Here is a 23,765-nt window from a genome sequence, read left to right on the forward strand (position 1 = left end):
CCTGCGCATCTCCTTTGACGAAAATGGATCGTGTCCACCATGAAAAAAATCCGAGTTGCCCTGGCTGACGATCATCCCCTGGTGCTCGCTGCCGTCAGCGACCTGTTGCACAAGACCGGTACATATGAAGTCGTGGCCGCCGTCACCACCCCGAGCGCGCTGGTCCAGCAACTGGCGGACGACCCGCGGATCGATGTGGTGATCACCGATTACTTCATGGAGGGCGACGAGAAGTTCGGCGACGGCATTCGCCTGGTGACCTACCTGATCCGCCACTTTCCCAGGGTCCAGGTGCTAGTGCTGACCATGATGTCCAACCCGATGATCGTGGCCGCGCTGTATGACATCGGCGTGCGCTCGGTGCTGCTCAAGCGCCACGACATGAGCGAACTGCTCAGTGCCCTGGAAAACGTCCGGCTGGGACGCATCCACCACCCGCCGAGCCTGGTGCCGAACGAATTCCACAGCAGCCCGGTGCGCTCCATGGCCGACGGCCTGAGCAGCCTCACGCCCAAGGAATACGAGGTGCTGCGGCACTTCGTACGCGGTGAGTCGATGATGCAGATTGCCGCCAACCTCAAGCGCAGCGTGAAGACCGTCAGCGCGCAGAAGATCTCGGCGATCCGCAAGCTCAACCTCGACAGCGACCAGGCGCTGGTCGCCTTCTGCCTGGAGTCCGGCGAGTTCCAGTAGGCGCTAGGGCTTGGACAACGACAGCCAGTGGCGTCGCTGCACCGGAGCAACGTCGCACTCGGCGCGCACATGGCTGTACAGATGGAGCTTCATGGCCCCACAGGGGTAATCACCTGGGAAATCACTGCCCTACCTGGGCAGCGGCTGGGAAATCGCCAGGCGGCTGGTGGCCTTGACCTCGCGCAGCGCCAGGCTCGACTGGATCGAGGCGATGCCCGGCTGGCGCCTGAGCACGTGCTCGACAAAGTCGCTGTAGCTGTCCAGGTCCTGGGCCAGCACTTGCAGCAGGTAGTCGGCATCGCCAGTGATCTTGTGGCAGGCCTGGACCTCGGGCAGACGCATGATCACCTTCTCGAAATCGTCCGGGGTCTGGTCTGAGTGGGTGGCGAAACGCACATGGACGAACGCCAGGATGTCCAGCCCCAGCAGGCGCCGGTCGAGGTTGGCCTGATAGTCCTTGATCACCCCCTCCTCTTCCATGCGCTTGCGCCGGCGCCAGCAGGGGGTAAGGCTCAGGGACAGGCGCTCGCTGAGCTCGGCATTGGAGATGCTCGCGTCCTGCTGCAAGAGGGCGAGGATCGCCAGGTCGGTGTCGTCGAGGGCGACGCGTTTGGGCGTTTTTTTCACTATCGGCCACTCACGGGGAAAATATTACCCAAAATTCTAGCTTCATCCGAAGACAAAGCAAAGAAATCGCCGCCATGCCGGAACAAACTATTTGCACCGGACAACAACAATGGATGCCTTCAGCATGCTTACCGTCTTCAGCGAATCCCACCGCCTGCACCACGGCACCGAATTGAAGGACGGGGTGCTCAAGCCCTCGTTCGAGCAGCCCAGCCGGGCCGATACGGTGCGTGACCGGGTCAGGCACGTGGGGCTTGGCGAGATCATCGGGCCTCGCGCCTTCGACCGCGCCTGCTACGTCGCCGCCCACAGCGAACGCTACGTGGCCTTTCTGGAAAACGCCTGGCACCAGTGGACCGCCACCGGCCGCCGTCACGATGCCCTGCCCCTGGTCTGGCCGGTGCGCGACCTGGCCAACCAGCAGGTGCCAGAGTTCATCGACGGCAAGCTGGGTTTCTTCGCCATGGACGCCGGCTCGCCGATCACCGCCAGCACCTGGGACGCGGCACGCACCAGTGCCGATATCGCCCTCACCGGCCTGGCGCTGATCGACGAAGGCCAGGACAGCGCCTTCGCCCTGTGCCGCCCGCCAGGCCACCACGCCGCGCGGGAATACATGGGCGGCTACTGCTACCTGAACAACGCCGCGATTGCCGCGCAGCAGGCCATCACCCGGGGCGCCGGGCGGGTGGCGGTGCTGGACGTGGACTTTCACCACGGCAATGGCACGCAGAACATTTTCTACGACCGCGGCGACGTGCTGTTCGTCTCGCTGCACGGTGATCCGGCGGTGTCCTATCCCTACTTTTCCGGGTTCGCCTCGGAGCGCGGCAGCGGTGCCGGCGAAGGCTGCAACCTGAACATTCCCCTGCCCCGGGGCACCACCTGGCAGCGCTACCGCGAAGCCCTGGTGCAAGCCTGTGCCCGGCTGCGCACCTTCAGCCCGGAGCTGCTGGTGGTGTCGCTGGGGGTGGACACCTTCAAGGACGACCCCATCAGCCACTTCCTCCTGGAGAGCGAGGACTTCCTGGACATGGGCCAGGTCATCGCCAGCGTGGGCACGCCGACGCTGTTCGTCATGGAGGGCGGCTACATGGTCGACGAGATCGGCATCAACGCCGTCAACGTGCTGCACGGCCACGCCAACCGCTAGTGCATCCGGGCTTCTCCAGACAGCCCTCAACCTACTGACCGAAAGGGAAAACACCATGACCTTGTTCATCGATGTGGATCACGCCGCGGCCCTGTATGCGCGCCTGGGCATCGCCCGGGCGATCCGGGAGATGGCCGGCTACATCCAGGCCGACTATCGACGCTGGCAGGCCTTTGAAAAGTCCCCGCGCACCGCCAACCATTCAGCCACCGGGGTGATCGAACTGATGCCCGCCGACGATGGCCGGCAGTACGCCTTCAAGTACGTCAACGGCCACCCCGGCAACCCGGCGAGGCAGTTGCTGACCGTGATGGCCTTCGGCGTGCTGGCCGACGTCGACAGCGGCTACCCGGTGCTGCTCAGTGAACTGACCCTGACCACCGCAGTGCGCACCGCCGCCACCTCGGCCCTGGTGGCGCAGTCCCTGGCCCGCGCGGACAGCCGAGTCATGGCGCTGATCGGCAACGGTGCCCAGAGCGAGTTCCAGGCCATCGCCTTCCACGACATGCTCGGCATCGACGAGCTGCGGATCTTCGACATCGACCCGGCCGCCTCGCGCAAGCTGCAGCACAACCTGCAAGCCTGGCCGGGCCTCAAGGTGCACATCGCCGGTTCCGTGGCCGAGGCGGTCAAGGGTGCCGATATCGTCACCACGGTGACCGCGGACAAGGCCTACGCCACCATCCTCACTCCGGAGCTGATCGAACCCGGCATGCACCTCAACGCCGTGGGCGGCGATTGCCCGGGCAAGACCGAACTGCACGCCGAGATCCTGCGGCATGCCCGGGTGATCGTCGAGTTCGAGCCGCAGACCCGTATCGAGGGCGACATCCAGCAACTGCCGGCGGACTTTGCGGTGACCGAATACTTCCGCATCGCCCAGGGCCTGGAGCCGGGCCGCGAGCAGGCCGAACAGGTCACGGTGTTCGATTCGGTGGGCTTTGCCCTGGAAGACTTCGCCTCCCTGCGCTACCTGCATGACCTGGCACGCGAGCATGGCATCGGCGAGCAGATCCAGCTGGTGCCCACCCCGACCAACATCAAGGACCTGTTCCAACTGATCGAGCAGTGCCCCACAGCCGCTGCCGGCGCCCCGCGCCGGTTGGCCAGCGGCTGAAAGCACCGGGATCGCTGAACCGGGCCAGCGCCGTGTGCCCCGGTTCAGCGGCCCGCTCCGAACCGGCTGCGCCACCCCGACCTACAACCACAGCGCGCAGTCCCCCAACACCTTTCACTGCCAAAACTCGACAACTATAAAATCAAGAGGTTTTGAGATGACTCCAGATACCTTGGGCGCCGCCGAGCGTCCGGCGCTGCAGCGCACCCTGCACAACCGTCATATCCAGCTCATGGCCATGGGTGGTGCCATCGGCACCGGGCTGTTCATGGGCTCGGGCAAGATCATCGCCATGTCCGGCACCTCGATCATCCTGATCTACATGATCATCGGCCTGTTCGTGTTCCTGGTGATGCGCGCCATGGGCGAGCTGCTGCTGTCGAACCTGAAGTTCAAGAGCTTCGCCGATTTTGCCGGCGCCTACCTGGGGCCGCGGGCGGCCTTTTTTCTCGGCTGGTCCTATTGGCTGAGCTGGAGTGTGGCGGTGGTGGGCGACGCGGTGGTGGTGGGCGGCTTCTTCCAGTACTGGTTCCCCGGCGTCGCGGCCTGGATCCCCGCCATCGTCATGCTGCTGACCCTGTTCGCCCTCAACGTGCTCACGGTGAAGCTGTTCGGCGAGGTGGAGTTCTGGTTCGCCATCATCAAGATCATCGCCGTGGTCACCCTGATCAGCGTGAGCCTGGTACTGATCGCCACGGCCTTTGTCTCGCCGTCCGGCGTGAGCGCTTCGCTGAGCCACCTGCTGGACCGGCAAGCGGCCCTGCCCAACGGCCTGATGGGCTTCTTCGCCGGTTTCCAGATGGCGATCTTCTCCTTCGCCGGCACCGAACTGATCGGCACCGCCGCCGCGGAAACCCGCGACCCGGAGCGCACCCTGCCCAGGGCGATCAACGCCATCCCCCTGCGCATCATCCTGTTCTACGTGCTGGCCCTGGCCTGCATCATCGCCGTGACCTCCTGGCAGCAGGTGTCGCCGAACAAGAGCCCCTTCGTCGAACTGTTCCTGATCGCCGGCTTTCCCGCGGCGGCGGGCATCGTCAACTTCGTGGTCCTGACCTCGGCAGCCTCCTCGGCCAACAGCGGCGTGTTCTCCGCCAGCCGCATGCTCTTCGGCCTGTCCGACCAGGGCAACGCGCCGCGACTGTTCAAGCACCTGTCGCGGCACAGCGTGCCGGTGACCAGCCTGGCCTTCACCTGCCTGCTGATGCTGCTGGGGGTCCTGCTGCTGTACATCGTCCCCGAGGTGATGACCGCCTTCACCATCGTTTCCACGGTGTCGGCGATCCTGGTGATCTTCACCTGGTCGACCATCCTGGCGTCCTACATCGCCTACCGTCGCAAGCACCCCGAACTGCACGCCCGCTCGCGCTACAAGATGCCCGGCGGCGTGCCCATGGCCTGGTTCGCCCTGGCCTTCCTGCTGTTCGTCCTCGGCCTGCTGGCCCTGCGCCCGGACACCCGCCTGGCACTGTGCGTGATGCCGGCGTGGTTTATCTGGCTGGGCATCGCCTATCAACTGGGTTGGCGCGGCAAGCGCAGGTTGATCCCCGCGCGCTCATGACCTCAACCGGCCCCCGCTAGCACCAAGGAACGGTGCTACCTGTTCGCCATCAAGATCAAGCGCCGCGCCCTGCTGCAAAGGCGCATTGATGGCGCCAAATGAATGACACAAACAAGTCACCAATTGCCCCTCCAAACCTCCCCCTCCCACGCCGCAAATATCAAATTAAATCCATATAAAACAACACGTTAAAACCAACAAAAGAAACCAAAAGAATTAACCGTTGACTTAGTAAGGCGCCAAGATAAACTGCGCCTTATGAATATTTTAGAGAACAAACATCACATCATGCTGCAGGCACTGGAGAACATTTCTCCCGACGCTCGCGAGAGCGTCAGACTGTGCTTCGAACTGCTTTCGGCCGCAGCGACCATCAACCGCGTCTGTGCTGTACGGCTTGCCCGCTACAGCCTTTCAGAGGGGCGCTTCGTGATCATGCTGACCCTCAAGAGTGCGGGCGGGAAACTCTCGCCACTGGAACTCGCGACGCGCTTGTCCATCACCACTGGCACCGTGACCGGACTGCTCGATGGCCTGCAAGGCGATGGTTTCATCAAGCGCAAGCCAGACCCGACGGATCGACGCAAGCTGATCATCAACCTGACCGCGGAAGGCAAGCAGGTGGTGGACGAAGTGTTCGCCGATCACACCGATTGGATCTGCAGCATTATCGAAGGCCTGAGCGCGGAACAACGCCAGGCGCTGACTGAAGCGATCTATTGCATTTCTGCAAGCCCCGCCCTGGCACTGCAACCTCCTGACGGGGATTAGCGCCGGGCGTCAATGGTAGTAGCAACACATGGAGGTGACTGATGTTGCAGAGTCAAAAGGTAATGACCAATTTCGGCAGGAAGCCGCGTCTTCACAGTAGCGTCGATACGCTCAGGCATAGCCTGGCCTCATTGGAGCGTTACATTCCTCCCCCGCTCTACCGCCACCTGTTTCTCACGCGCATCGCCCGCGCGCCCCTGGCCATCGAGGGCTTCGAGTTCCGCCCGATACAAAGCCTCTTCGAGCTGGAAGAAGCCCTGCGACTGGTCAATGAGAGTTATGCACGCCGGGGAATCTCCACCGTCTGCCGTGCCGGCATGCGTTTTTCTGCCTTTCACCTGCTACCTGGCACCACGACCTTCGTCGCGATCAAGGAACAGCAGGTCATCGGCACGGTGTCATTGATCGAAGACTCGATGCTGGGATTGCCGATGGAAGAAGTTCACGGCAACGAAGTCCTGCTGCAGCGTCTGTCGGGCCAGCGCCTGGCCGAAGTCGGGACCCTCGCGGTATCCGCGCATTACCGTGGCAAGGGTGTGCCGCTGATGCTCTACAACGCGATGTTCCGATGGGCAATGCACTACCGCGGGATTGAAAAGCTGCTGATTGCCGTGCATCCCAGGGTCAGCTCCTTCTATCGCAAGGTGCTGTTCTTTTCGCCGATTGGCCGTGTGGAGCGCTACACCAAGCTCAACGACGCCCTTTCCCAGCCCTTGTCACTGGGGCTGGCAGACGCCCAGGACAGCTTCAAGAGCGTTTATCAGTCCTCCGGGGTCAAATTGGCGGTCGCGGGAAAGAGCACCAACTTCTTCGAATTTTTCTGCCAGCGCGACTTCGATGCGATTCGCCTGCCGGCCGATGCTGGCGTGCATCGCTGGCAGCAACAGGACGTGCTGATCCACATGGCCCGCTGCGGGGTCCATGGCAGGCACCTGAGCAACCGCATCAAACGGGCGCTGGCCCTGGCGTAAACACGCCCTTCCCCTGCCGAATTTCACACATCATTTCATGGAGGATGAGTCATGGATACGGGATTGCTGCGGGCGATTTACAGAGAAATCACCACTAAACAGCCGTTCATTCGCACACCGGAACCGGAGCTGGTCATGGAGGCCCAGCCCAGCGTTGCGTCCTATGCCAACAGTGCCGGACAGGGCCAGGCCCTCTCTGGAACCTACCTGTATCACGCGGCGCAGATGTGCGCGCTGATCAAGCCCGGGGACGTTGTCCTGGATATCGGCTGCGGGCCCGCCAGCCTGCTGCTGCAGGTGGCGCGACTCAACCCGCGGGCCGAATTCGTGGGGGTCGACCTATCAAGAAACATGCTCGACATCGCCCGGGATTCGATTCGGCAACAAGGCATCGACAACGTTGAATTGATTGAGGACGACATGTCTCGCCTGGGCCGGATCGGCGACCGCAGTGTCGACGTGGTGATTTCCTCCATGGCCCTGCACCACCTGGCGAGCCTGGAACAGCTGGAGTCCACCTTCAGGAACATTGCCCGGGTGCTGCGTAACGATCGCGCCATTTACCTGAATGACTTCGGGCGCCTGAAATCAACCGAATCGGTGGATTATTTCGTTCAGCGCGCCAGCGACGGCGCCGATCGGGAAACCCTGTTGGACTACCGCCACTCGCTGTTGGCGGCCTTCTCCCTGGAAGAGTTCCAGACGCTGGCGGCCAGCTACCTGGGACCTTGCGCCAAGGTCTACAGCACGGCACTGAGCCCATTGATGATGGTGATCCGCACGCCCAAGCGACGCTGCGTCAAGACCATGAAGCCGGAGTTCAAGCGCCGTTATGCCGCGCTGCCAGCCAGCCGCAGGGCCGATGTCCAACAACTGCGCCTGTTCCTGCGGTTGGGAGGGTTGGCCAGTGCTTTCTGAAAGCACCCGCCTGCAGGCCGCCCTGGAGCAGTGGCGCGACGTTCTGGGAGAGTCGCAGGTTCGCCTCGATCACGCCGGCATCGCCCACGTCCAGCACGACACCATGCATTCTCCGGCCTATGCCCAGGCGGTGATCGCGCCCCTTTCCAGCGAGCAAGTGGCGGCCTGTGTGGCCATTGCCCACCGGCACCGCATCGCCTTGCACCCCATCAGTACCGGTAACAACTGGGGCTACGGTTGTGCCGCGACCGGTCGCGAGCACTGCGTCGTCATGGATTTGTCGGGCATGACGCGGATTCTGTCGTTCGACCAGGAGCTCTCAGTCGTCACACTCGAGCCCGGCGTTACCCAAGGCGCGCTGGCGCAATACCTGCAAGAACGTGGCCTGCCCTACCTGACCCCGGTAACCGGCGCCGGTCCCTCTTGCAGCCTGCTGGGCAACGCTCTGGAACGGGGTTACGGGATTACTCCGCAGACCGACCACTTCCAAGCCGTCCTGGCCCTGGAGGCGGTGCTGCCCGACGGCCAGATCTACCGCTCGCCGCTGTCGATGGGAGCCGCCAGTCCGTGTTTCAAATGGGGCGTGGGCCCCTATCTGGACGGCCTGTTCAGCCAGAGCGGGTTGGGCATCGTGACCCAGATGAGCCTCGCCCTGGTGAGAAAACCCCAGGTCATTCAGCCGTTCTATTTCTGGATCGAAGACCCGGCCAGGCTTGGCCCGGCGCTGGAGGGTGTGCGGCGCATCCTCGAACAGGCCCAGGGCCAGGTGGGCGGCATCAACCTCATGAACCGCACTCGCCTGCTGACCATGGCCAGTGAAGGCCAGGGCCTCGCCGGACGCTCCGGCGAACAACTGCGCCAGGCCGCCGATAGCCTGGGGCTGCCGGCCTGGATGGGGGTTGGCTCGATCTATTGCCACCCGGACCAGCACGCATCGCTCAAGCGCATGATCCGGCGCGAACTCAAGGGCTTTGCCGATCGCTCGATGTTCAAGACCCGGCGCCAGTTGAGCCTGGCACACGGCCTGTTGCAGCGGCTGCCGGGGAGTTGGGCGCGGCGCTGGCAGCGGACCCTGGAAAAGATGTTGCTCGGCGTTGAACTGATGGAAGGGCGTCCCAACGAAGTCGCCCTGCCGCTGGCCTACAGCGCCGGAGCCAAACCGCCTCCCGGGCCAGGATTGAACCCCGCGCGCGACCACTGCGGGCTGATCTGGTACGCCCCGGTACTGCCGTTCAAGAAGCAACTGATCGAAGACTTCCTGCACGCCATGAGCGAGCAGTGCCAGGCGCAGGACATGCTCTGCCCGATCACCCTGACCACGCTCTCGACCCGGGCCATTGACTGCACCGTGCCATTGCTGTTTGCACGCAGCGACCCTCAGGCATCCGCACGGGCCCATGACTGCTATCGGCAACTGTTCCAACTGGGCAAGGCTCGGGGGATCGTGCCCTATCGCGTCCCGGTGGCATTCATGCCGTTGCTGGCGGACCGGCAACAACCCGCCTGGCAGCTGGGGGCTCGCCTCAAGCACGCCCTTGATCCCCATCATCTGCTCTCGCCAGGCCGCTACTGCCTGCCTGCCGACACCCGAGCGCCCCTTGCCAACCCCGAGCCGGTAGCCTGCCATGAGTGAAGACACCACCCACCTGATCAATCAGGGACTGATCGAGACCCGCAACCTGGCGCAGTGCCTGGCCGTTGACCAGACCGCGCTGGCCACGGCCATTGCCGACCAGCTCGACGAGAGCCTGGGACAGGCGCTGGTCGCCGCCGCCCAGGCAACCGAGAAACAGGGCATTTCGAAAAGAGTCGCCGCCCTGGGGCTGGCTCTCGGGCAATGGCTGGAGCTCGCCGCACCGCCCGCGCGCCAACAGGCCTGGACCCTGTTGCAGGCCCATCCATCGGACACCGTGCGCAGTTGGGCGGCCTTCGCCAATGCCTACCGCGAACGCAATCAATCCCTGGCCACGGCGATCCAGAGCCAGCTGCACTTTGCCTGCGACAGCCACTTCGGCGTGCGCGAATGGGCCTGGATCGCGTTGCGGCCCTTGCTCAGCCAGGACCTTGCGACGGCCCTGCCCCTGCTGCGCCAATACGCGCTCAGCGAAGACCCGCTGATCCGCCGCTTCAGCATTGAGATCCTGCGCCCCCGAGGCGTCTGGTGCGAGCACATCGCCGCCCTCAAGAACACCCCGGAATTAGCCGAGCCGCTACTGATCCCGCTGCTCGCCGAAAGCCAGAAATACCCCCAGGACTCTGTCGCCAACTGGCTCAACGATGCCAGCAAGACGCGCCCGGACTGGGTTCGCCAGCTGTTTCAACGTTACCCACCCGATTGCAAGGCCTCCCACAGGATTCACACCCGGGCTACCCGAAGCCTGTCTCACTAGAAAAAAGGAGTTACGCATGTCTCTCAAGGAAAAGCTGCAAGGCGCAAAACAGCAGATGGCCGAACAACTGCCGGGCGAGATCCTGCAGAAGTTCGCGGCCTCACTGCAGGCACTGGTCGACAGCGGCCTGGCAGCCAAGGCCCTGAAAGCCCGGGACAAGGCGCCGCTGGCGGTGCTCAAGGACCCGGATGGCCAGGATGTCGACCTGCGCCAGCTGCTCGACAAGGGCCCCCTGGTACTGGTGTTCTACCGCGGCCTGTGGTGCCCGTTCTGCAACCTGGCCTTGAGCGCCTACCAACAGATGGTCGGCGACCTGGCAGCCTCCGGCGCCACCCTGGTCGCGGTATCGGCGCAGACACCGCAATCCTCGGCCAAGACCCGTGAGGCGCTGGGCATTCGCTACTTGCTGCTCAGCGACCCGGAAAACCGCCTGGCCAAGCAATACGGCATCGTCTTCAAGCTTGAGGATGAACTGGACGCGGTCTACCGCTCGCTGGGCGCCGACTTGAAAGTCTTCAACGGCTCGGATGCCCTGACGCTGCCAATGGCCAGCGCCTTCGTGATCGGCCAGGACGGGGTGATTCGCCACGCCTTTGTCAATGTCGACTACTCGGAACGCGTCGAACCCGCGACCCTGATCGAGGCTGCTGGCCGCTAAACCGTTCCCCCCCGGCCGAAGGCCGTCGCACCTTCGGCCCTCCCTATTTGTTCACGGACTGAGCCAATGAAACGTATCGCTATCATGGGGGCCGGCGTTGCCGGTCACCTGGCTGCCCTGTACTTCAAGAAACGCCTCCCCGGAGTCGAGGTCATCCTGATCGGCCGCCCGGATCGAAAGCGCCCGATAGTGGGCGAGTCGACGGTTGAGTTGACCACCCACTTCTTCAAGGGCCTGGGACTGGGCAGCCTGCTGGAGGAGAAGCACTACCACAAGTACGGCCTGACCTATTACCTGAAGCTGCGCAACAACCCGGAATGCCGCAACTATGTGGTGCATGAGGCGCCGGGGGTGATTCGCATGCCGGCCTACAACCTCAACCGGTTCAGTTTCGACCGGGACCTGCGGCGGATCGTCGACGAGCATCAAGTGCAGATGATCGAGGCCGACGTCAGCGCGGTGGACCTGCACCAGGGCGAGCATGCCACTCACCTGCTGACCTTGCGCAGCGACAGCGACGCGCACCAGCAACTGACCGCGGACTGGATCGTCGACGCCACCGGACGCAACCGCTTCATGGCCAAGAAGCTCAAGCTGCACAAGGAACCCACCTACCAGCGCAGCACCTTCTGGTTCCGCCTCAAGGACTTCGACCGCACCCTGCTGTCCAACATCAACATCCACAAGGTCAAGCACCACTGCTACGACCCCTACTACGTCACCCATCACTTCTACGGGAAGGGCTACTGGATCTGGATGATCCCGATGCGCAGCGACGATGGCAAAGACATGATCAGCATCGGCATCACCTACCGCCCGGACATGATCGAGCAGAAGATCAGCACCCTTGAACAGTTCACCGACAAGGTCATGGCCGATCATCCGGTGATCACCGAACTGATCGCCAGCGGCCAGGTGGTCGATGCCCACGCCATGTACAACTACATGTATGAAGCCCAGCAGTACTACTCCACCGACGGCTGGTTCCTGCTCGGCGACGCCGCGTTCACCTTCGATCCGGCCAACAGCGCCGGGCTGGCCTATGTGGCACAGCAGATTCCGCAGATCGCGGCCATGATCGAAAAGGACCTCCATGCCAGCTTGACCCCGGCCTACGTCAACTGCCTGGAGTCTCACATTCAGGCGCAACTGGCGCTGCAGGACACCTGGAGCAAATGGTACGAGGTCATGGACGACCCGTTCATGATGGGCTGGACCCTGTTGTTCGCCAACATGGCCTACTTCCACGTCGTGCTGCCGATGTATATGACCGGCGACTTCCTCGACGGGCACCAGGCCCAGCAGTTTGCCGACCTGCTGCCGCGCTACCCCCGGGAGTTGCAGCCTTCTCCCCTGCCCTTTGCCTGCCTGCTGCAGGAAGTCCGCCGTTCCAACCCGGGCCTGAGCCCGGAGATGATGCCGAACCTGTACTCGCGCACCATCAACTTCGACCTGTACAAAGCCGAACATCGCGCCCGGCCGCTGTATGCCGCGCATTACTACCTGCGTTCGGCCGCACTGCGGGTCCGCCTGATGAAGATGGTCAAGTGGTCAGCGACGCCGCGGCACTTGAAACTGTTGCTGCGCCACAGCTGCGGCGTGGTGCAGGATCTGGCGCGGTCTCTGAGCCTGAGGCTCAAGCCCTCGCTGTTCTACAAATATGGCGAGTCGCCGGAACTGCTGAAGTCGCCCTTTGGCAATGACGGCGGTTTTCTCGATCTGGCCCGCCATTGATGTCCGCGCTGACGCCGTCGGCCTCCTGCGGCCGCCCGCCCGCGTTGCTGGAGCTGAGCGCGGTACAACTGGCGCACCTGATCAAGCGCAAGGACATCTCGCCGGTCGAACTGGTGGAACAGTCCATCGAGCGCTGCCAAGAGATCCAGGCCCTGTGCAACCCGATAGCGGTCGAACTCTACCGCTGCGCCCGTAGCGCTGCGCGTCGGGCAGAAGCTGATGTCTTGCGGGGCCACCCCCTGGGACGCTTGCATGGAGTGCCCTTCTCGATCAAGGAAGGCCTGGGGCTCGCGGGGTGGCCACAGACCTGCGGCTCGACCTTGCGTCGGCAGGTTACGGCCTCCTCGACGGCCACGGTTGCCCAGCGCCTGATCAGCGCGGGGGGCATTCCCGTGGCGCTGGGCAACCAGGCGGAGATGGCCCTGTGGCCGGAAACCGACAATCTGCTCTATGGCCGCACGCTCAACCCGTATCGCGCCTCGCGCACCGCCGGAGGCAGCAGCGGCGGCGATGCGGTCATGGTGGCCAGCGCCTGCGTGCCCTTTGCCCTCGGCACCGATGGCGCTGGCTCAGTGCGCATTCCCGCCGCGTTCAATGGGGTCTTCGGTCTCAAGCCATCGCGCGGCCTGGTGCCCTTGAGCGGTCATTTGCCACTGGACGAGCGTGGTCGCGAGCAAGCGAACGCGCAGGCGGTATCCGCTCATTTTGCGGCTGGCCCACTGTGCCGACATGCCGAGGACTTGAGCGAAGTCCTGCAGATCATCGCCGGGCCCGATGGCATCGACCGCAATATCCATTCGCGGTTTGCGCCCGTTGCCGAACCCGCGCGCCTGAGGCGGGTACACCTGTACCTGCCTGAGAGGATGAAATGGAGCAGCCCGGTGTCCGAGGCTGTCTCCCAGGCCTTGAACGACGCCGGGCAATGCCTGGCCAGCCAGGGCGCCACGCTGCATGCCTGGCAGGAACCGGGCATGCACAACGCCTTTTTCATCTGGCTGGCGGTGCTCAAGCTTGAGGCGCAGGTCCGCCTGGCGGACTACCTGGGCGATGGGCAGCCGCTGAGCTATTGGCAGGCAGCCCGCGCCAGCCTTGCAGGGCGTGCGCGACATGCTACGGGGCCGTTGCTGGCGACCTGGCTGGACAGTGTCGGCGACGCCCTGGGCAATCCGGGGCTGGGACGTTTTCTTGCCCAGCGCGATCACTTGCAACGAGCCTTCGCCGAGCTCTTCGACGGCCATAGCGTGCTGCTGATGCCCGTCACGCCAGGCGTCGCGCCGGAACACGGGCATGCCCTCAAGCGCCCCTTAGACGTTGCTTACTGCGCCCTGTTCAACGCCCTGGGCCTGCCGGCCCTCAGCGTGCCAATGGGGCGCCTGGATCAAGGTTGCCCGGTGGCCGTGCAATTGGTCGCCGGACCCGGCCAGGACGCTTTGCTGCTGGACGCCGCAGTATTTCTGCAAACTCAGTTTGGTGGCTGGCTCAAGCCAGCGCTTTCACACTTCAAGGGATAGGAAGTCTCTATGCAAACCACCAGTGCGACAACCCAACAGCCCGCCAGCCCACCCATGGGGCAATCGGCTGTGGGCTCCCAGGCCGAACACCTGACGTTGCTGTTCCTGATCCAGCTGATCGTGATCTTTTCCGTCAGCCGGGTGATCTCCTGGCTCAGCACCCGCTGCCTGGGACAAACCCCGGTGGCCGGTGAAATCCTTGCAGGCCTGGTGCTGGGCCCAAGCTTGCTGGGGTATTTTTTTCCAGAGCTGTTGCACAGCATCTTCGTGCCGCAGACCTCTACCGCATTCATCGCGACGGCTCAGGTCGGGCTGATTCTGCTGATGTTCCAGGTGGGCCTGGAGTTCGAATTTGGCGCGCACCTCAAAGGCCGCAAGCGTTCGATCATCTTCATCAGTCTTGGGGGCTTGCTGGTGCCCTTCGCCAGCGGCTTTTTCAGCGCCGAATTTTTCTGGCTGCAGATAACCGGTGAGCGGCCTCCGCTGCTGGCCTTTCAACTGTTCTTCGCCACAGCCCTGTCAATCACCGCCCTGCCGATTCTGGGGCGCATTTTCATGGAACTGGGCCTGTCGCGATCACGGGTGGCGACCCTGACCATCGGTGCCGCGGCAATCGACGATGTATGCGGTTGGCTGATCCTGGGCGGCGTGACCTCGATCATTGCCTCGAACTTCAACGTCTGGACCTCGCTCCTGAGGATGCTGGCCCTGGCGCTGTTCATCGTCGTGGTGCTGTGGCAGGTCCGCCCCTTGATCCTGCGCTGGATCATCGGCGACCTGGAGCGTCGGCCCCTGTCGGCACACGGCATTTCACTGATGCTGATCGTGCTCTTTGCCAGCGCCGTCATCACCAACCTGATAGGGGTGTTCTCGATCATTGGCGGCTTCATCATGGGCGTGGCGCTGCATACTCACCGGCCCTTTGTCGCCCAGTGGAACGCCAAGGTCGGCGGCTTGGTCAACGCGTTCTTCCTGCCGGTATTTTTCGCCTATACGGGCCTGCGAACCGACGTAGGTTCGTTGGAGGGCAGTAACGCCCTGCTCAACTGTCTGCTGGTGTGCCTGGTGGCATTTGCCAGCAAGTTCTTCGGGGCCTACGGTTCCAGCCGGCTGCTGGGAGAAAGCCCGCGAAACTCGGCGCTGATCGGGGTCTGCATGAACACCCGCGCCTTGATGGAACTGGTGGTGCTCAACGTCGGTTATGACCTTGGCGTGCTGCCCAAAGAGTACTTCACCATCCTGGTGATCATGGCGATCATCAGCACCTTCATCGCCTCACCGCTGATCCGCCTGCTGACTGCCCGCGAGCGCCTGGGGCAGCCGATGCCGATAGCGGGCAATCAACCCGCCCAGTTGTGACAGCTCGGATCTGGTCGGTCGCGCCACCGACCAGATCCGCGCTTGGCTCATGCGCCGACGGTAGGCAGGCTCAAGGCGGCGTCTGGCTGCCTTGCCGGGTGCTCCGCGGCACAGGCAACGAAGTCTTCCTTGCGCAGCACCACCAGGGCAATCAGCGACGCCACGCCGGTGGCCACGTAGAAGTACCAGGGCGCGGTGATGTCGCCGGTGATCTTGATCAGCCAGGTGGAAATCAGCGGCGCGCTGCCGCCGAACACCGCCACCGGAATGTTGTAGGCCACGGCGATGCCGGTGGAGCGGATGCGGGTGGGCAGCAGTTCGCTCATCAGCGCGTAGGTCGACGACGCATAGAGCCCGAACAGGATCGCCACCGCCATCAACGGCCAGAACAGCGTGGCCGGGGTGGCGTTGGGCGCGGTCTTGAAGAACCAGTACATGGCCAGGGTGGCCAGGGTGCCGATCACCATCAGGAACGGCTTGCGGCCGTAGCGGTCGGTGAAGGCTCCGCCCAGGGGCATGACCAGGGCCGCCGAGAGGCTGGCGACGAACACATAGAGCAAGGTGGTGCCGCTGTCGAACTTGAGGGTGTTGGACATGTAGGTCGAGGCGAAGGTCAGCACCAGGTAAAAGATCGAGCTGTGCAGGGTGATGATGAAAAACACCAGGGCAATCGAGCGTTTCCACTGCCAGACTTCGCGCAGCGGCGCCTTGGAGGTCTCTCCGGCCTGCACCAGGGCGAGGAACTCCGGGCTGTCTTCAAGCTTCAGGCGGATGTACAGGGAAATGAAGCCCAAAGGGCCGGCGAGCAGGAACGGAATGCGCCAGCCCCAGTCCTGCATCACTTGCGCCCCCAGGCCCCAGGTCATGCCGTTGGCCACCGCGCCGCCCAGCAACAGGCCGAGCACCGCGGTGACCATCAGCCAGCAAGTGGCGAAGCCGCGGCGCCCGGGGCCGGCGTATTCGGCAATGAAGCTGGTGATGGTGCCGATCTCGCCACCGGCGGAAAACCCCTGCACACAGCGGATCAGCACCAGGATGACCGGCGCGGCGATGCCGATGCTGGCGTAGGTCGGCAACAGGCCCAGGAGGAAGGTCGAGCCGGCCATCAGCACCAGCACCGTGATCAGGGTCCGGCGCCGGCCGATGCGGTCCGCCAACGGGCCGAAGAACAGGCCGCCCAGGGGCCGGATGAAAAAGCTCAGGGCAAAGGCCGCGAAACTCGCCAGCAGGCTGCTGGTGGGGTCATCGGAGACGAAGAACGCCTTGCCGATGTACAGCGCCAGAAAGCCGTAGACGCCGTAGTCGTACCACTCGATCAAGTGGCCGGAGGTGGCGCCGATAAAGGCCCGGCGCCGCTGGCGCTGGGGATTGCAAGAGGACACGTCCATGTTGGGAGACTCCTGTCGTACTGCGGTCCATGGGAAAGTGCGTTCAGCGGTCGGTAACGGCCCCGGTCGGGTCCTGCAGCCACTGACGCAAGCGGGTCTTGAGAATCTTGCCGTAGCTGTTCTTCGGCAGCTCGGCGCAAAACAGGTATTTGCGCGGTTTCTTGAACGACGCCATGCGCGTCACGAACCACTGGTTGAGCACCTGCGGGTCCAGGCCGTCGGGGTCGCGCGCGACCACGAAGGCCACCACCGACTCGCCCCATTCGGCATCCGCCTGGCCCACCACGCACACCTCGAACACCTGGGGATGCTGCATCAGCACCTCCTCCACCTCCCTCGGGTAGATGTTGCTGCCGCCGGAAATGATCACGTCCTTGGAGCGGTCGGTCAGGGTCAGGAAGCCGCGGCTGTCGAGGAAACCGATATCGCCGGTGAGCAACCAGCCCTCCACCAGGGTCGCCCGGGTAGCGGCCGGGTTGTCCCAGTAGCCGTGCATCACCGGGGCGCCGCGCACGGCGATTTCCCCGGGCTCGCCGGCCGGCAGGGGCTGTCCCCGGGGATCGAGGATGCGCACTTCGACACAGGCATGCGGGCGCCCCACCGACGCCGCCAGCGCCGGCCAGTCCGGGTGCTGGCGCTCGGCGATCAGCTCCCGGGACAGCGCGCTGATGCTCATCGGGCACTCGCCCTGGCCGTAGATCTGCACCAGCCGCGGGCCGAAGGTGTCCAGGGCCTGGGCCAGGTCCGCCCGGTACATCGGTGCCCCGCCGTAGACGATGGTCTTGATGCCCGTGCCGTCATAGCCTTGCTGCCGGGCCTGCTCGACCATGCGCTTGACCATGGTCGGCGCGGCAAACAGGCTGACCTGCCCCAGTTCCTGCGCCAGCCCGAACAGCTCTGGCGCATCGAACCCCCGGGACTCCGGCACCACGTGCCGGGCACCACAGCGCACGTGAATGAAGTTGTACAGCCCGGCACCGTGGGACATCGGCGCGGCATAGACCAGCGCATCGCCGGCCTGCACCGGATCGACATCCAGCGGGTAGCACAGCGACATGGCGATCAGGTTGCCGTGGGACAGCATCACCCCCTTGGAACGGCCGGTGGTGCCCGAGGTGTAGAACAGCCAGGCCAGCTCGTCATCGGCGCACGGCCAGGGCTCGCGCAGTTCGCCGTCCGGGGCGCCCGCCGGCGCCGGCATGACTTCGCCGGGCAGCTCGCGGCAATCGGCGGGCAGATCCTGCAGCTCGAAGGTCCGGCCGCCGTCGGTGAAGATCAACCTGGCCCCGGCATTGCCGACGATCCAGGCCGCCTCCCGCGGATGCAGCTTGCTGTTGACCGGCACCGCCACCGCCCCGCTCCACCAGATGGCGTAGAGCAGTTCCAGGTAGTCGCAGCTGTTCTTCATCAGCAAGGCCACCCGGTCCCCGGCGGCGATGCTGTGGTCGTGCCGCAGGTGCAGGGCGCGGGCCCGGACCCGCGCGGCAAACCCCTGGTAGTCGGCCACCTGGCGGCGGCCCTCGAACAGCGCCGGGCGCTGCGGCCAGCGTTGGGCCGCGTCCAGCAGCCAATGGGCGATGTTCATGCTCAGGCCCTGAGCGCTTGCAGGACCGTGGCGTAGTTGGCCACGGCCATCCCGCCCATGTTGAACAACAGGCCGAACTCGGCCCGGGGCACGCCCAGGCCAATCGGCTCGCCGATCAATTGGCGAAAGCCCAGGGCATGCATCGACACGCCGGTGGCCCCCACCGGGTGGCCCTTGGCCTTGAGCCCGCCGGACAGGTTGACCGGCAAACGGCCGCCGTGGCGCACGATGCCCTCGTCCAGGGCCCGATGGCCTTCGCCCTTGGGCGCCAGGCCCATGGCTTCATAGATCAGCAGCTCGGCGATGGTGAAGCAGTCGTGGACCTCGGCAAAGCTCATGTCTCCCAGGCTGACCCCGGCCTCGCGCAAGGCGCCGTGGATGGCCCGCTGCGGACCGTCAAAGGCCAGGATGTCGCGACTGGCCATCGGCAGCAGGTCATTGACCTGGCTCAGGGCGCGGATCGCCACTTCGCGCCGGAACAAACGCGCGCGCTGCGGCGAAGCCAGGACAATCGCCGCCGCGCCGTCACTGATCAGCGAGCAGTCGGTGAGGCGCAAGGACGGCGCGATCAGCGGATTGCTCTGGGACACCTGGTTGCAATGCTCGAAGTCCATCGCTCGGTGCATCTGCGCCAGCGGGTTGGCCATGGCATTGCTGTGGTTCTTCACCGCGATCGCCGCCATCGAGGCCAGCGGGCTGTGGTAGCGCTCGGTGTACTGCTGGGCGACCCGGGCAAACAGCTGCGCAAAGCTCAGGCCGGCTTCCGCGGGATCGTTCTGGTAACCGGCACCAGCCAGGGCTTGGGTGACCTCGGCGGTGGAGTTGCTGGTCATCTTTTCCGCGCCCACCACCAGCACCAGTTCAGCGGCGCCACTGCGGATCGCATTGACCCCCGCGAGGATCGCCGCCGAGCCCGAGGCGCAGGCATTTTCGCAACGGGTGGCCGGTTTGAAGCGCAATTGCGGGTCGGCCTGGAGCATCAGCGAGGCGGGAAAACCGTCCGGCACCAGGCCTGCGTTGAAATGCCCGAGAAACAGTGCATCGATCTCGGCGGCATCGATCGCGGCATCCGCCAGGGCCTCGCGGGTGACCTGGACGATCAGGTCCTCCAGGGTCAGCCCCTGGAGACGACCGAACGATGTGTGGGCGGCAGCGACGATGGATACGGAAGCATGATTCATGGTGATTTTCTTCTGTGCTTGAAGCGGACGTTCCCTACAATGGCGAGCGCCACAATCAGACGCTAGTTGGGGCAACTACGTACAACAGTAAGTAGTGCCCCCCGCGCCAGAGCGGCGCAACGACTTCCACGAGGCAGGATGCCCCATGACCGTATATGCCCAGCAGCTCCAGGACCTAGAGCGCCTGGCCTTCCAGGTTTCCCCCGCACCGCAGTTGATCACCGGGCATCGGCGCATGCTCGACTGCAACCAGGCATTCCTGCGCCTGTTCGGCTATGAGCGCGAACAGTTGCTCGATCACCTGACCCTGTTGCTGTACCCGTCCCAGGCCGACTACCAGAGCATTGGCGAGCGCAGCGAACACTGGCTGCGCAACGGCCAGGGCGCGTCCTACACGGACGAACGCTTTATGCAGCACCGCAACGGCGAAGTGTTCTGGGCCCGGGCCCATGGTTTTTCCCTGACCCCGGACGACCCGTTCGGGCTGATGATCTGGCACTTCGAACGCCTGGACCGGCAGCTGGCGCCCACCGTGCGCCTGACCCCACGCGAGCGCGAGATCTCGCTGCACATCGTCAACGGCCTGACCTGCAAGGAAGTGGCGCGCAAACTGGCGATTTCCCACCGCACGGTGGAGGTGCACCGCGCCCGCCTGATGAAGAAGCTGCAGGCCAAGAACAGCGCCGAGCTGGTGTCGAAGATCATCTACATCAGCTAGGGGCTTGCCCCAGCACCTCGCTGGCGCTCAGCCGCAGCAACTTCAAGGGCCCGATCGTCCCGCCCTCCAGGCTGCCGCCCTGGTTCAACACCTTGTTCGCCGCGTTCATCTCGGCGCTGTGTTGCGTCACGCTGACAAAGGTGCCGTGGGGCAACTCCTCGCTCCAACCCGCTTCGAGCGTGTTGTAGGCCAGCATCAGCGCGGCGGTGAAATAGTGCTGGCTGGAAACCGGGATCTGCACCTCCTGGTCATTGTCGTCGTAGGCGATGAAGTGACCGACGAAGGTCTCCACCCCCAGGCGCTTGAGCAGCGGCCAGCTCAGGGCCGAGGGCACGAAGGCGTTGAGCTTCTCGGCGACGATGGCCGAGTAGCCACGGGCCTGGAGCATCTGCACGATCTCGTCTTCGCTGGCCTTGGGGTGGGCGCCCATCACTTGCAGGGCTTCGACCACGGCCTGGTGGGCGGTCTGGTGGTCGGGGTAATCGGCGCAATGCGCGCAGTTGGGCGGGCAGGTATCGGTCACGGGAGGCGAAGGTCCATATCGGTCTCAAAAAAAACAGCCGCAGGGTAACCCCATGACCTGCGGCCCGCCAGTGTCCGGGCGCTTACTCAAGCGCCGCCCTGGCATCCAGACGCAGCAGTTGCACGGGCTCCAGGGTGGACCCCTGCAGGGACTCCCCGGCATACAGCGCCTCGTTGGCCATGGCCATTTCGGCGCTGCGGCCAGCCACCATTTCGTAGGTCTTGCGCGGCAGCACCTCGCTCCAGCCGTTTTCGAAGGTGTTGTAGGCCAGGGTCAGCGCGGCGGTGAAGTAGTGCTGATCGGCCACCGGAACCCGGACCTCCTCGCCCGCCTCATCCAGGGCGATGAAGTGGTTGGGCAGGTGTTTCACCCCCAGGCGCTTGAGCACGATCCAGGCCAGGGCCGATGGCACGAAGGCGTTGAGTTTTTCCGCGGCGATGGCCGAGTAGCCACGCGCCTGCAGCAGTTGGACGATGTCGTCCTCGCTGGCCTCGGGGTGGTCGGCCATCAACTCCAGGGTATCGAGTACGCCCTGATGGGCATTGGCGTGATCCAGGCAGCAGCTGCAGTCCGGCGGGTGCGAATCGTCATGCATGATCGGTCGATGATCCCTATCGGTCTTGGTGAGGGGGCGCAGGATAAACCCTGCGCCCGCCTCTCCACCAGCAAGCGCCGGCTACTTGATGACGATGGGGTTAACCGGTGCCCCGCTGCCGCCGACGATCTTCAACGGCGCAGCGGTGTAGAGGAAGGTCCACTGGCCGTCGGCGGCGCAATCCTCGGCCAGGTCTTCGAGCAGCACGATCTCGGTGAAGGCGATCCCCAGGTTGCGCATCAGCGCGCAGTGCAGCGGGATCTGCACCCCGGACACCGGGTCGGTGATCACTTCGTTAGCGATGGTGTCGGTGACCAGGTTGGGGATCTCCATCTGGTTGAACCAGTCCACCAGTTCGCGGCTGTAGGTCAGCCCGGGCTCCACCAGATCCTTGAAGAACTCGGTCTTGCCGTACTCGTAGAAGGCGCCCATGGAGCCGGTGCGGATGATCAGGATGTCGCGTTTCTCGATGGCCACGCCCTGGGCCTTGGCGGCGGCCAGCAGGTCCAGGTGATTGAAGGTCTCGCCGCGGCCCAGGTACTTCTTGCCGCGATGCCGGGCCATGTCGATCAGCACCGCGCGGCCCACCACGCCGCGCTCGGCAATCGGCAGCACGCTGGCCTTGGCCATGCCGCCGACGGTGCTGCTGGCGTCGTAGCCGTTCCACAGCTGGTTGTCGTACCAGGCGTGGCCCAGGGCGTCGTACTGGGTCGAGCCCTGCAACTGCATGAAGATCACGTCGTCGCAGTACTCGGCACCGCCGGTCATCGACGGCTGCTTGCCGGCCTGATAGTGGCTGCGGTCCAGGGTATTGAAGCGCATCGAAGGGTTGCGCGCCGGCCACATCGGGTCACCGCCGGGGTGGCCGATCTGCACCTGCAGGGTGAAGGTCTTGCCCTGGCGCACCGCGGCGACACCGCGCAGCACCTCGGCCTGTTGCAGGTAGTTGAGGGCGCCAACCTCGTCGTCCGGCCCCCATTTGCCCCAGTTCTTTGGCAGGCCTTCAAGCAGCTGCCGGGTATTGGGGTGGTGCTTGTCGTTATCGATCCCACACATGTCGAATGCACTCCATTGATTGGGTTGAAGCGGGCGAAAATACCCGCGGGGCCTTGCTTGGGAGATCAACCATCACCCCAGGCGCCCTCTGGAACTGTGCGGCCCTGCGGGCCGTTCGCAGCCTGCGGCAGCGGCTACACAAAGCACGGATTGACACTGGCTGTAGCCGCTGCCGAGCCTCGACGAGGCTGCGAAAAGGCCCGCAGGGCCTTGCCTGGCGATCAACCGTCATCCCCAGGCGCCCTCTGGAACTGTGCGGCCCTGCGGGCCGTTCGCAGCCTGCGGCAGCGGCTACACCAGCCCGGATTGACACTGGCTGTAGCCGCTGCCGAGCCACGGCGAGGCTGCGAAAAGGCCCGCAGGGCCTTGCCTGGCGATCAACCGTCATCCCCAGGCGCCCTCGCCCTGCGGGCCGTTCGCAGCCTGCGGCAGCGGCTACACAAAGCACGGATTACCCGCGGGCCTGGAGGGTTTTACAGATCATCAGACGCAACGTCCACCATCCACTTCCAGGCAGGTGCCGGTGATGAATGCCGCTTCGTCGGAGGCCAGGTACAAGCAGGCGTTGGCCACGTCCTGGGGGGTGGAGAAGCGCCCCAGGGGAATGGTGGCCATGAATTTCTGGCGGTTTTCCGGGGTGTCCGGCACCCCCATGAACTCACTGAGCAGCGCCGTGGCGCCGACCACCGGGTTGACGCAGTTGACGCGGATGTTGTCCGGCCCGAGCTCGGCGGCCATGGTCTTGCTCATCACCACCACCGCGCCCTTGCTGCCGTTGTACCAGACCAACCCCGGGCGCGGCCGGATCGCCGCGGTGGAGGCAATGTTGATGAACACCCCGCCGCCCTGGCCGCGAAAATGCGGCACGAAGTGCTTGGCGCTGAGGAAGATGCTTTTCACGTTGACCGCGAACACCCGGTCGAACTCGGCCTCGTCGACTTCCAGCATCGGCCGGTTGCGGTGGGTGGTGCCGGCGTTGTTGACCACGATGTCCAGGCCGCCGTATTGCTCCAGGGTGTTGCGCAGCAAGGCGCCAACGCTGGCGTCCTGGGCCACGTTGACCTCGATGAAGTGAGCCTGGCCGCCGGCGGCGCGGATCTCGTCCACCACCCGCTGGCCGCCGTCGGGGTTCATGTCGGCGACGATGACGTTGGCGCCCTGCTGGGCGAAGGTTTTGGCGATGCCTTCACCAAAGCCGGAACCGGCGCCGGTGACGATGGCAGTCTTGTTGGCTAGACGCATGGAAGTGACTCCTG

The 23,765-nt window shown here is 64.4% G+C and carries 22 protein-coding genes; 14 read left to right on the forward strand and 8 right to left on the reverse strand.

Translation table 11 applies throughout. The annotated features are described in order from the left end of the window. Window positions 1-39 precede the first annotated feature (39 nt). Window positions 40-693 (forward strand): response regulator, encoded by a 654-nt coding sequence (locus tag POS17_RS18605; RefSeq protein WP_060839935.1) that lies wholly within the window; start codon window positions 40-42, stop codon window positions 691-693. A gap of 129 nt (window positions 694-822) precedes the next feature. On the opposite strand, the gene POS17_RS18610 is transcribed toward POS17_RS18605, so the two are convergent. Continuing rightward, window positions 823-1,320: an Lrp/AsnC family transcriptional regulator gene (locus tag POS17_RS18610; protein WP_060839936.1), complete on the reverse strand. Its 498-nt coding sequence runs from the start codon at window positions 1,318-1,320 to the stop codon at window positions 823-825. A gap of 124 nt (window positions 1,321-1,444) precedes the next feature. Here POS17_RS18610 and POS17_RS18615 point away from each other — a divergent pair, with 124 nt between their 5' ends. The 12 genes from POS17_RS18615 (at window position 1,445) to POS17_RS18670 (ending at window position 15,463) form a co-directional block, all read left to right on the forward strand. Further along, window positions 1,445-2,473 carry a histone deacetylase family protein gene (locus tag POS17_RS18615; RefSeq protein ID WP_173655909.1) on the forward strand — a complete coding sequence of 343 codons (1,029 nt, stop codon included), beginning with the start codon at window positions 1,445-1,447 and terminating at the stop codon, window positions 2,471-2,473. 55 nt (window positions 2,474-2,528) lie between these two features. Beyond that, a complete protein-coding gene (locus POS17_RS18620; RefSeq protein WP_060839938.1) occupies window positions 2,529-3,590 on the forward strand; it encodes an ornithine cyclodeaminase in 1,062 nt (353 codons plus the stop codon). Window positions 3,591-3,747: 157 nt separating this feature from the next. Next, window positions 3,748-5,151 (forward strand): amino acid permease, encoded by a 1,404-nt coding sequence (locus POS17_RS18625; RefSeq protein ID WP_060839939.1) that lies wholly within the window; start codon window positions 3,748-3,750, stop codon window positions 5,149-5,151. Window positions 5,152-5,409: 258 nt separating this feature from the next. Further along, window positions 5,410-5,922 carry a MarR family winged helix-turn-helix transcriptional regulator gene (locus tag POS17_RS18630; RefSeq protein WP_060839940.1) on the forward strand — a complete coding sequence of 171 codons (513 nt, stop codon included), beginning with the start codon at window positions 5,410-5,412 and terminating at the stop codon, window positions 5,920-5,922. Window positions 5,923-5,963: 41 nt separating this feature from the next. Further along, window positions 5,964-6,893, forward strand: coding sequence for a GNAT family N-acetyltransferase (locus tag POS17_RS18635; RefSeq protein ID WP_060839941.1), 930 nt, complete (start codon window positions 5,964-5,966; stop codon window positions 6,891-6,893). 51 nt (window positions 6,894-6,944) lie between these two features. Then, a complete protein-coding gene (locus tag POS17_RS18640) occupies window positions 6,945-7,811 on the forward strand; it encodes a class I SAM-dependent methyltransferase (RefSeq protein WP_060839942.1) in 867 nt (288 codons plus the stop codon). Then, window positions 7,801-9,444 (forward strand): FAD-binding oxidoreductase, encoded by a 1,644-nt coding sequence (locus POS17_RS18645; RefSeq protein WP_060839943.1) that lies wholly within the window; start codon window positions 7,801-7,803, stop codon window positions 9,442-9,444. Before POS17_RS18640 ends, POS17_RS18645 begins: the two co-directional genes overlap by 11 nt. After that, window positions 9,437-10,201: a DNA alkylation repair protein gene (locus POS17_RS18650; protein WP_060839944.1), complete on the forward strand. Its 765-nt coding sequence runs from the start codon at window positions 9,437-9,439 to the stop codon at window positions 10,199-10,201. The genes POS17_RS18645 and POS17_RS18650 overlap by 8 nt, the downstream gene beginning before the upstream one ends. Window positions 10,202-10,217: 16 nt before the next feature. Further along, window positions 10,218-10,859, forward strand: coding sequence for a peroxiredoxin-like family protein (locus POS17_RS18655; RefSeq protein WP_060839945.1), 642 nt, complete (start codon window positions 10,218-10,220; stop codon window positions 10,857-10,859). A gap of 66 nt (window positions 10,860-10,925) precedes the next feature. Continuing rightward, the gene (locus POS17_RS18660; RefSeq protein ID WP_060839946.1) at window positions 10,926-12,593 is read left to right on the forward strand and encodes an NAD(P)/FAD-dependent oxidoreductase; all 1,668 of its coding nucleotides are present in this window, start codon (window positions 10,926-10,928) and stop codon (window positions 12,591-12,593) included. After that, a complete protein-coding gene (locus POS17_RS18665; protein ID WP_060839947.1) occupies window positions 12,593-14,104 on the forward strand; it encodes an amidase in 1,512 nt (503 codons plus the stop codon). The genes POS17_RS18660 and POS17_RS18665 overlap by 1 nt, the downstream gene beginning before the upstream one ends. A gap of 9 nt (window positions 14,105-14,113) precedes the next feature. Beyond that, complete coding sequence (locus tag POS17_RS18670; RefSeq protein WP_060839948.1) at window positions 14,114-15,463, forward strand: cation:proton antiporter; 1,350 nt, start codon at window positions 14,114-14,116, stop codon at window positions 15,461-15,463. A gap of 47 nt (window positions 15,464-15,510) precedes the next feature. On the opposite strand, the gene POS17_RS18675 is transcribed toward POS17_RS18670, so the two are convergent. The 3 genes from POS17_RS18675 to POS17_RS18685 are packed head-to-tail and all read right to left on the reverse strand — an operon-like array spanning window position 15,511 to window position 19,617. Further along, window positions 15,511-16,851: an MFS transporter gene (locus POS17_RS18675; protein ID WP_060839949.1), complete on the reverse strand. Its 1,341-nt coding sequence runs from the start codon at window positions 16,849-16,851 to the stop codon at window positions 15,511-15,513. A 43-nt stretch (window positions 16,852-16,894) separates the two neighbouring features. Further along, window positions 16,895-18,436, reverse strand: coding sequence for a class I adenylate-forming enzyme family protein (locus POS17_RS18680; protein WP_060839950.1), 1,542 nt, complete (start codon window positions 18,434-18,436; stop codon window positions 16,895-16,897). A gap of 2 nt (window positions 18,437-18,438) precedes the next feature. Beyond that, a complete protein-coding gene (locus POS17_RS18685; protein ID WP_060839951.1) occupies window positions 18,439-19,617 on the reverse strand; it encodes an acetyl-CoA acetyltransferase in 1,179 nt (392 codons plus the stop codon). 145 nt (window positions 19,618-19,762) lie between these two features. Here POS17_RS18685 and POS17_RS18690 point away from each other — a divergent pair, with 145 nt between their 5' ends. Further along, entirely contained in the window at window positions 19,763-20,335 is a 573-nt protein-coding gene (locus tag POS17_RS18690; RefSeq protein WP_016967597.1) for a LuxR C-terminal-related transcriptional regulator, read from the forward strand. Here POS17_RS18690 and POS17_RS18695 read toward each other — a convergent pair. The 4 genes from POS17_RS18695 to POS17_RS18710 all read right to left on the reverse strand — a co-directional run bounded on the left by POS17_RS18695 (window position 20,328) and on the right by POS17_RS18710 (window position 23,751). Next, window positions 20,328-20,858: a hypothetical protein gene (locus tag POS17_RS18695; protein ID WP_060839952.1), complete on the reverse strand. Its 531-nt coding sequence runs from the start codon at window positions 20,856-20,858 to the stop codon at window positions 20,328-20,330. The genes POS17_RS18690 and POS17_RS18695 overlap by 8 nt on opposite strands. 82 nt (window positions 20,859-20,940) lie before the next feature. Beyond that, the gene (locus POS17_RS18700) at window positions 20,941-21,453 is read right to left on the reverse strand and encodes a hypothetical protein (RefSeq protein ID WP_060839953.1); all 513 of its coding nucleotides are present in this window, start codon (window positions 21,451-21,453) and stop codon (window positions 20,941-20,943) included. Window positions 21,454-21,534: 81 nt separating this feature from the next. Beyond that, window positions 21,535-22,509, reverse strand: coding sequence for a cyclase family protein (locus POS17_RS18705; RefSeq protein ID WP_060839954.1), 975 nt, complete (start codon window positions 22,507-22,509; stop codon window positions 21,535-21,537). A 483-nt stretch (window positions 22,510-22,992) separates the two neighbouring features. Further along, complete coding sequence (locus POS17_RS18710) at window positions 22,993-23,751, reverse strand: SDR family oxidoreductase (RefSeq protein WP_060839955.1); 759 nt, start codon at window positions 23,749-23,751, stop codon at window positions 22,993-22,995. Window positions 23,752-23,765 lie beyond the last annotated feature (14 nt).

The organism is Pseudomonas sp. Os17 (assembly GCF_001547895.1).
In the GTDB taxonomy this organism is placed as follows: domain Bacteria; phylum Pseudomonadota; class Gammaproteobacteria; order Pseudomonadales; family Pseudomonadaceae; genus Aquipseudomonas.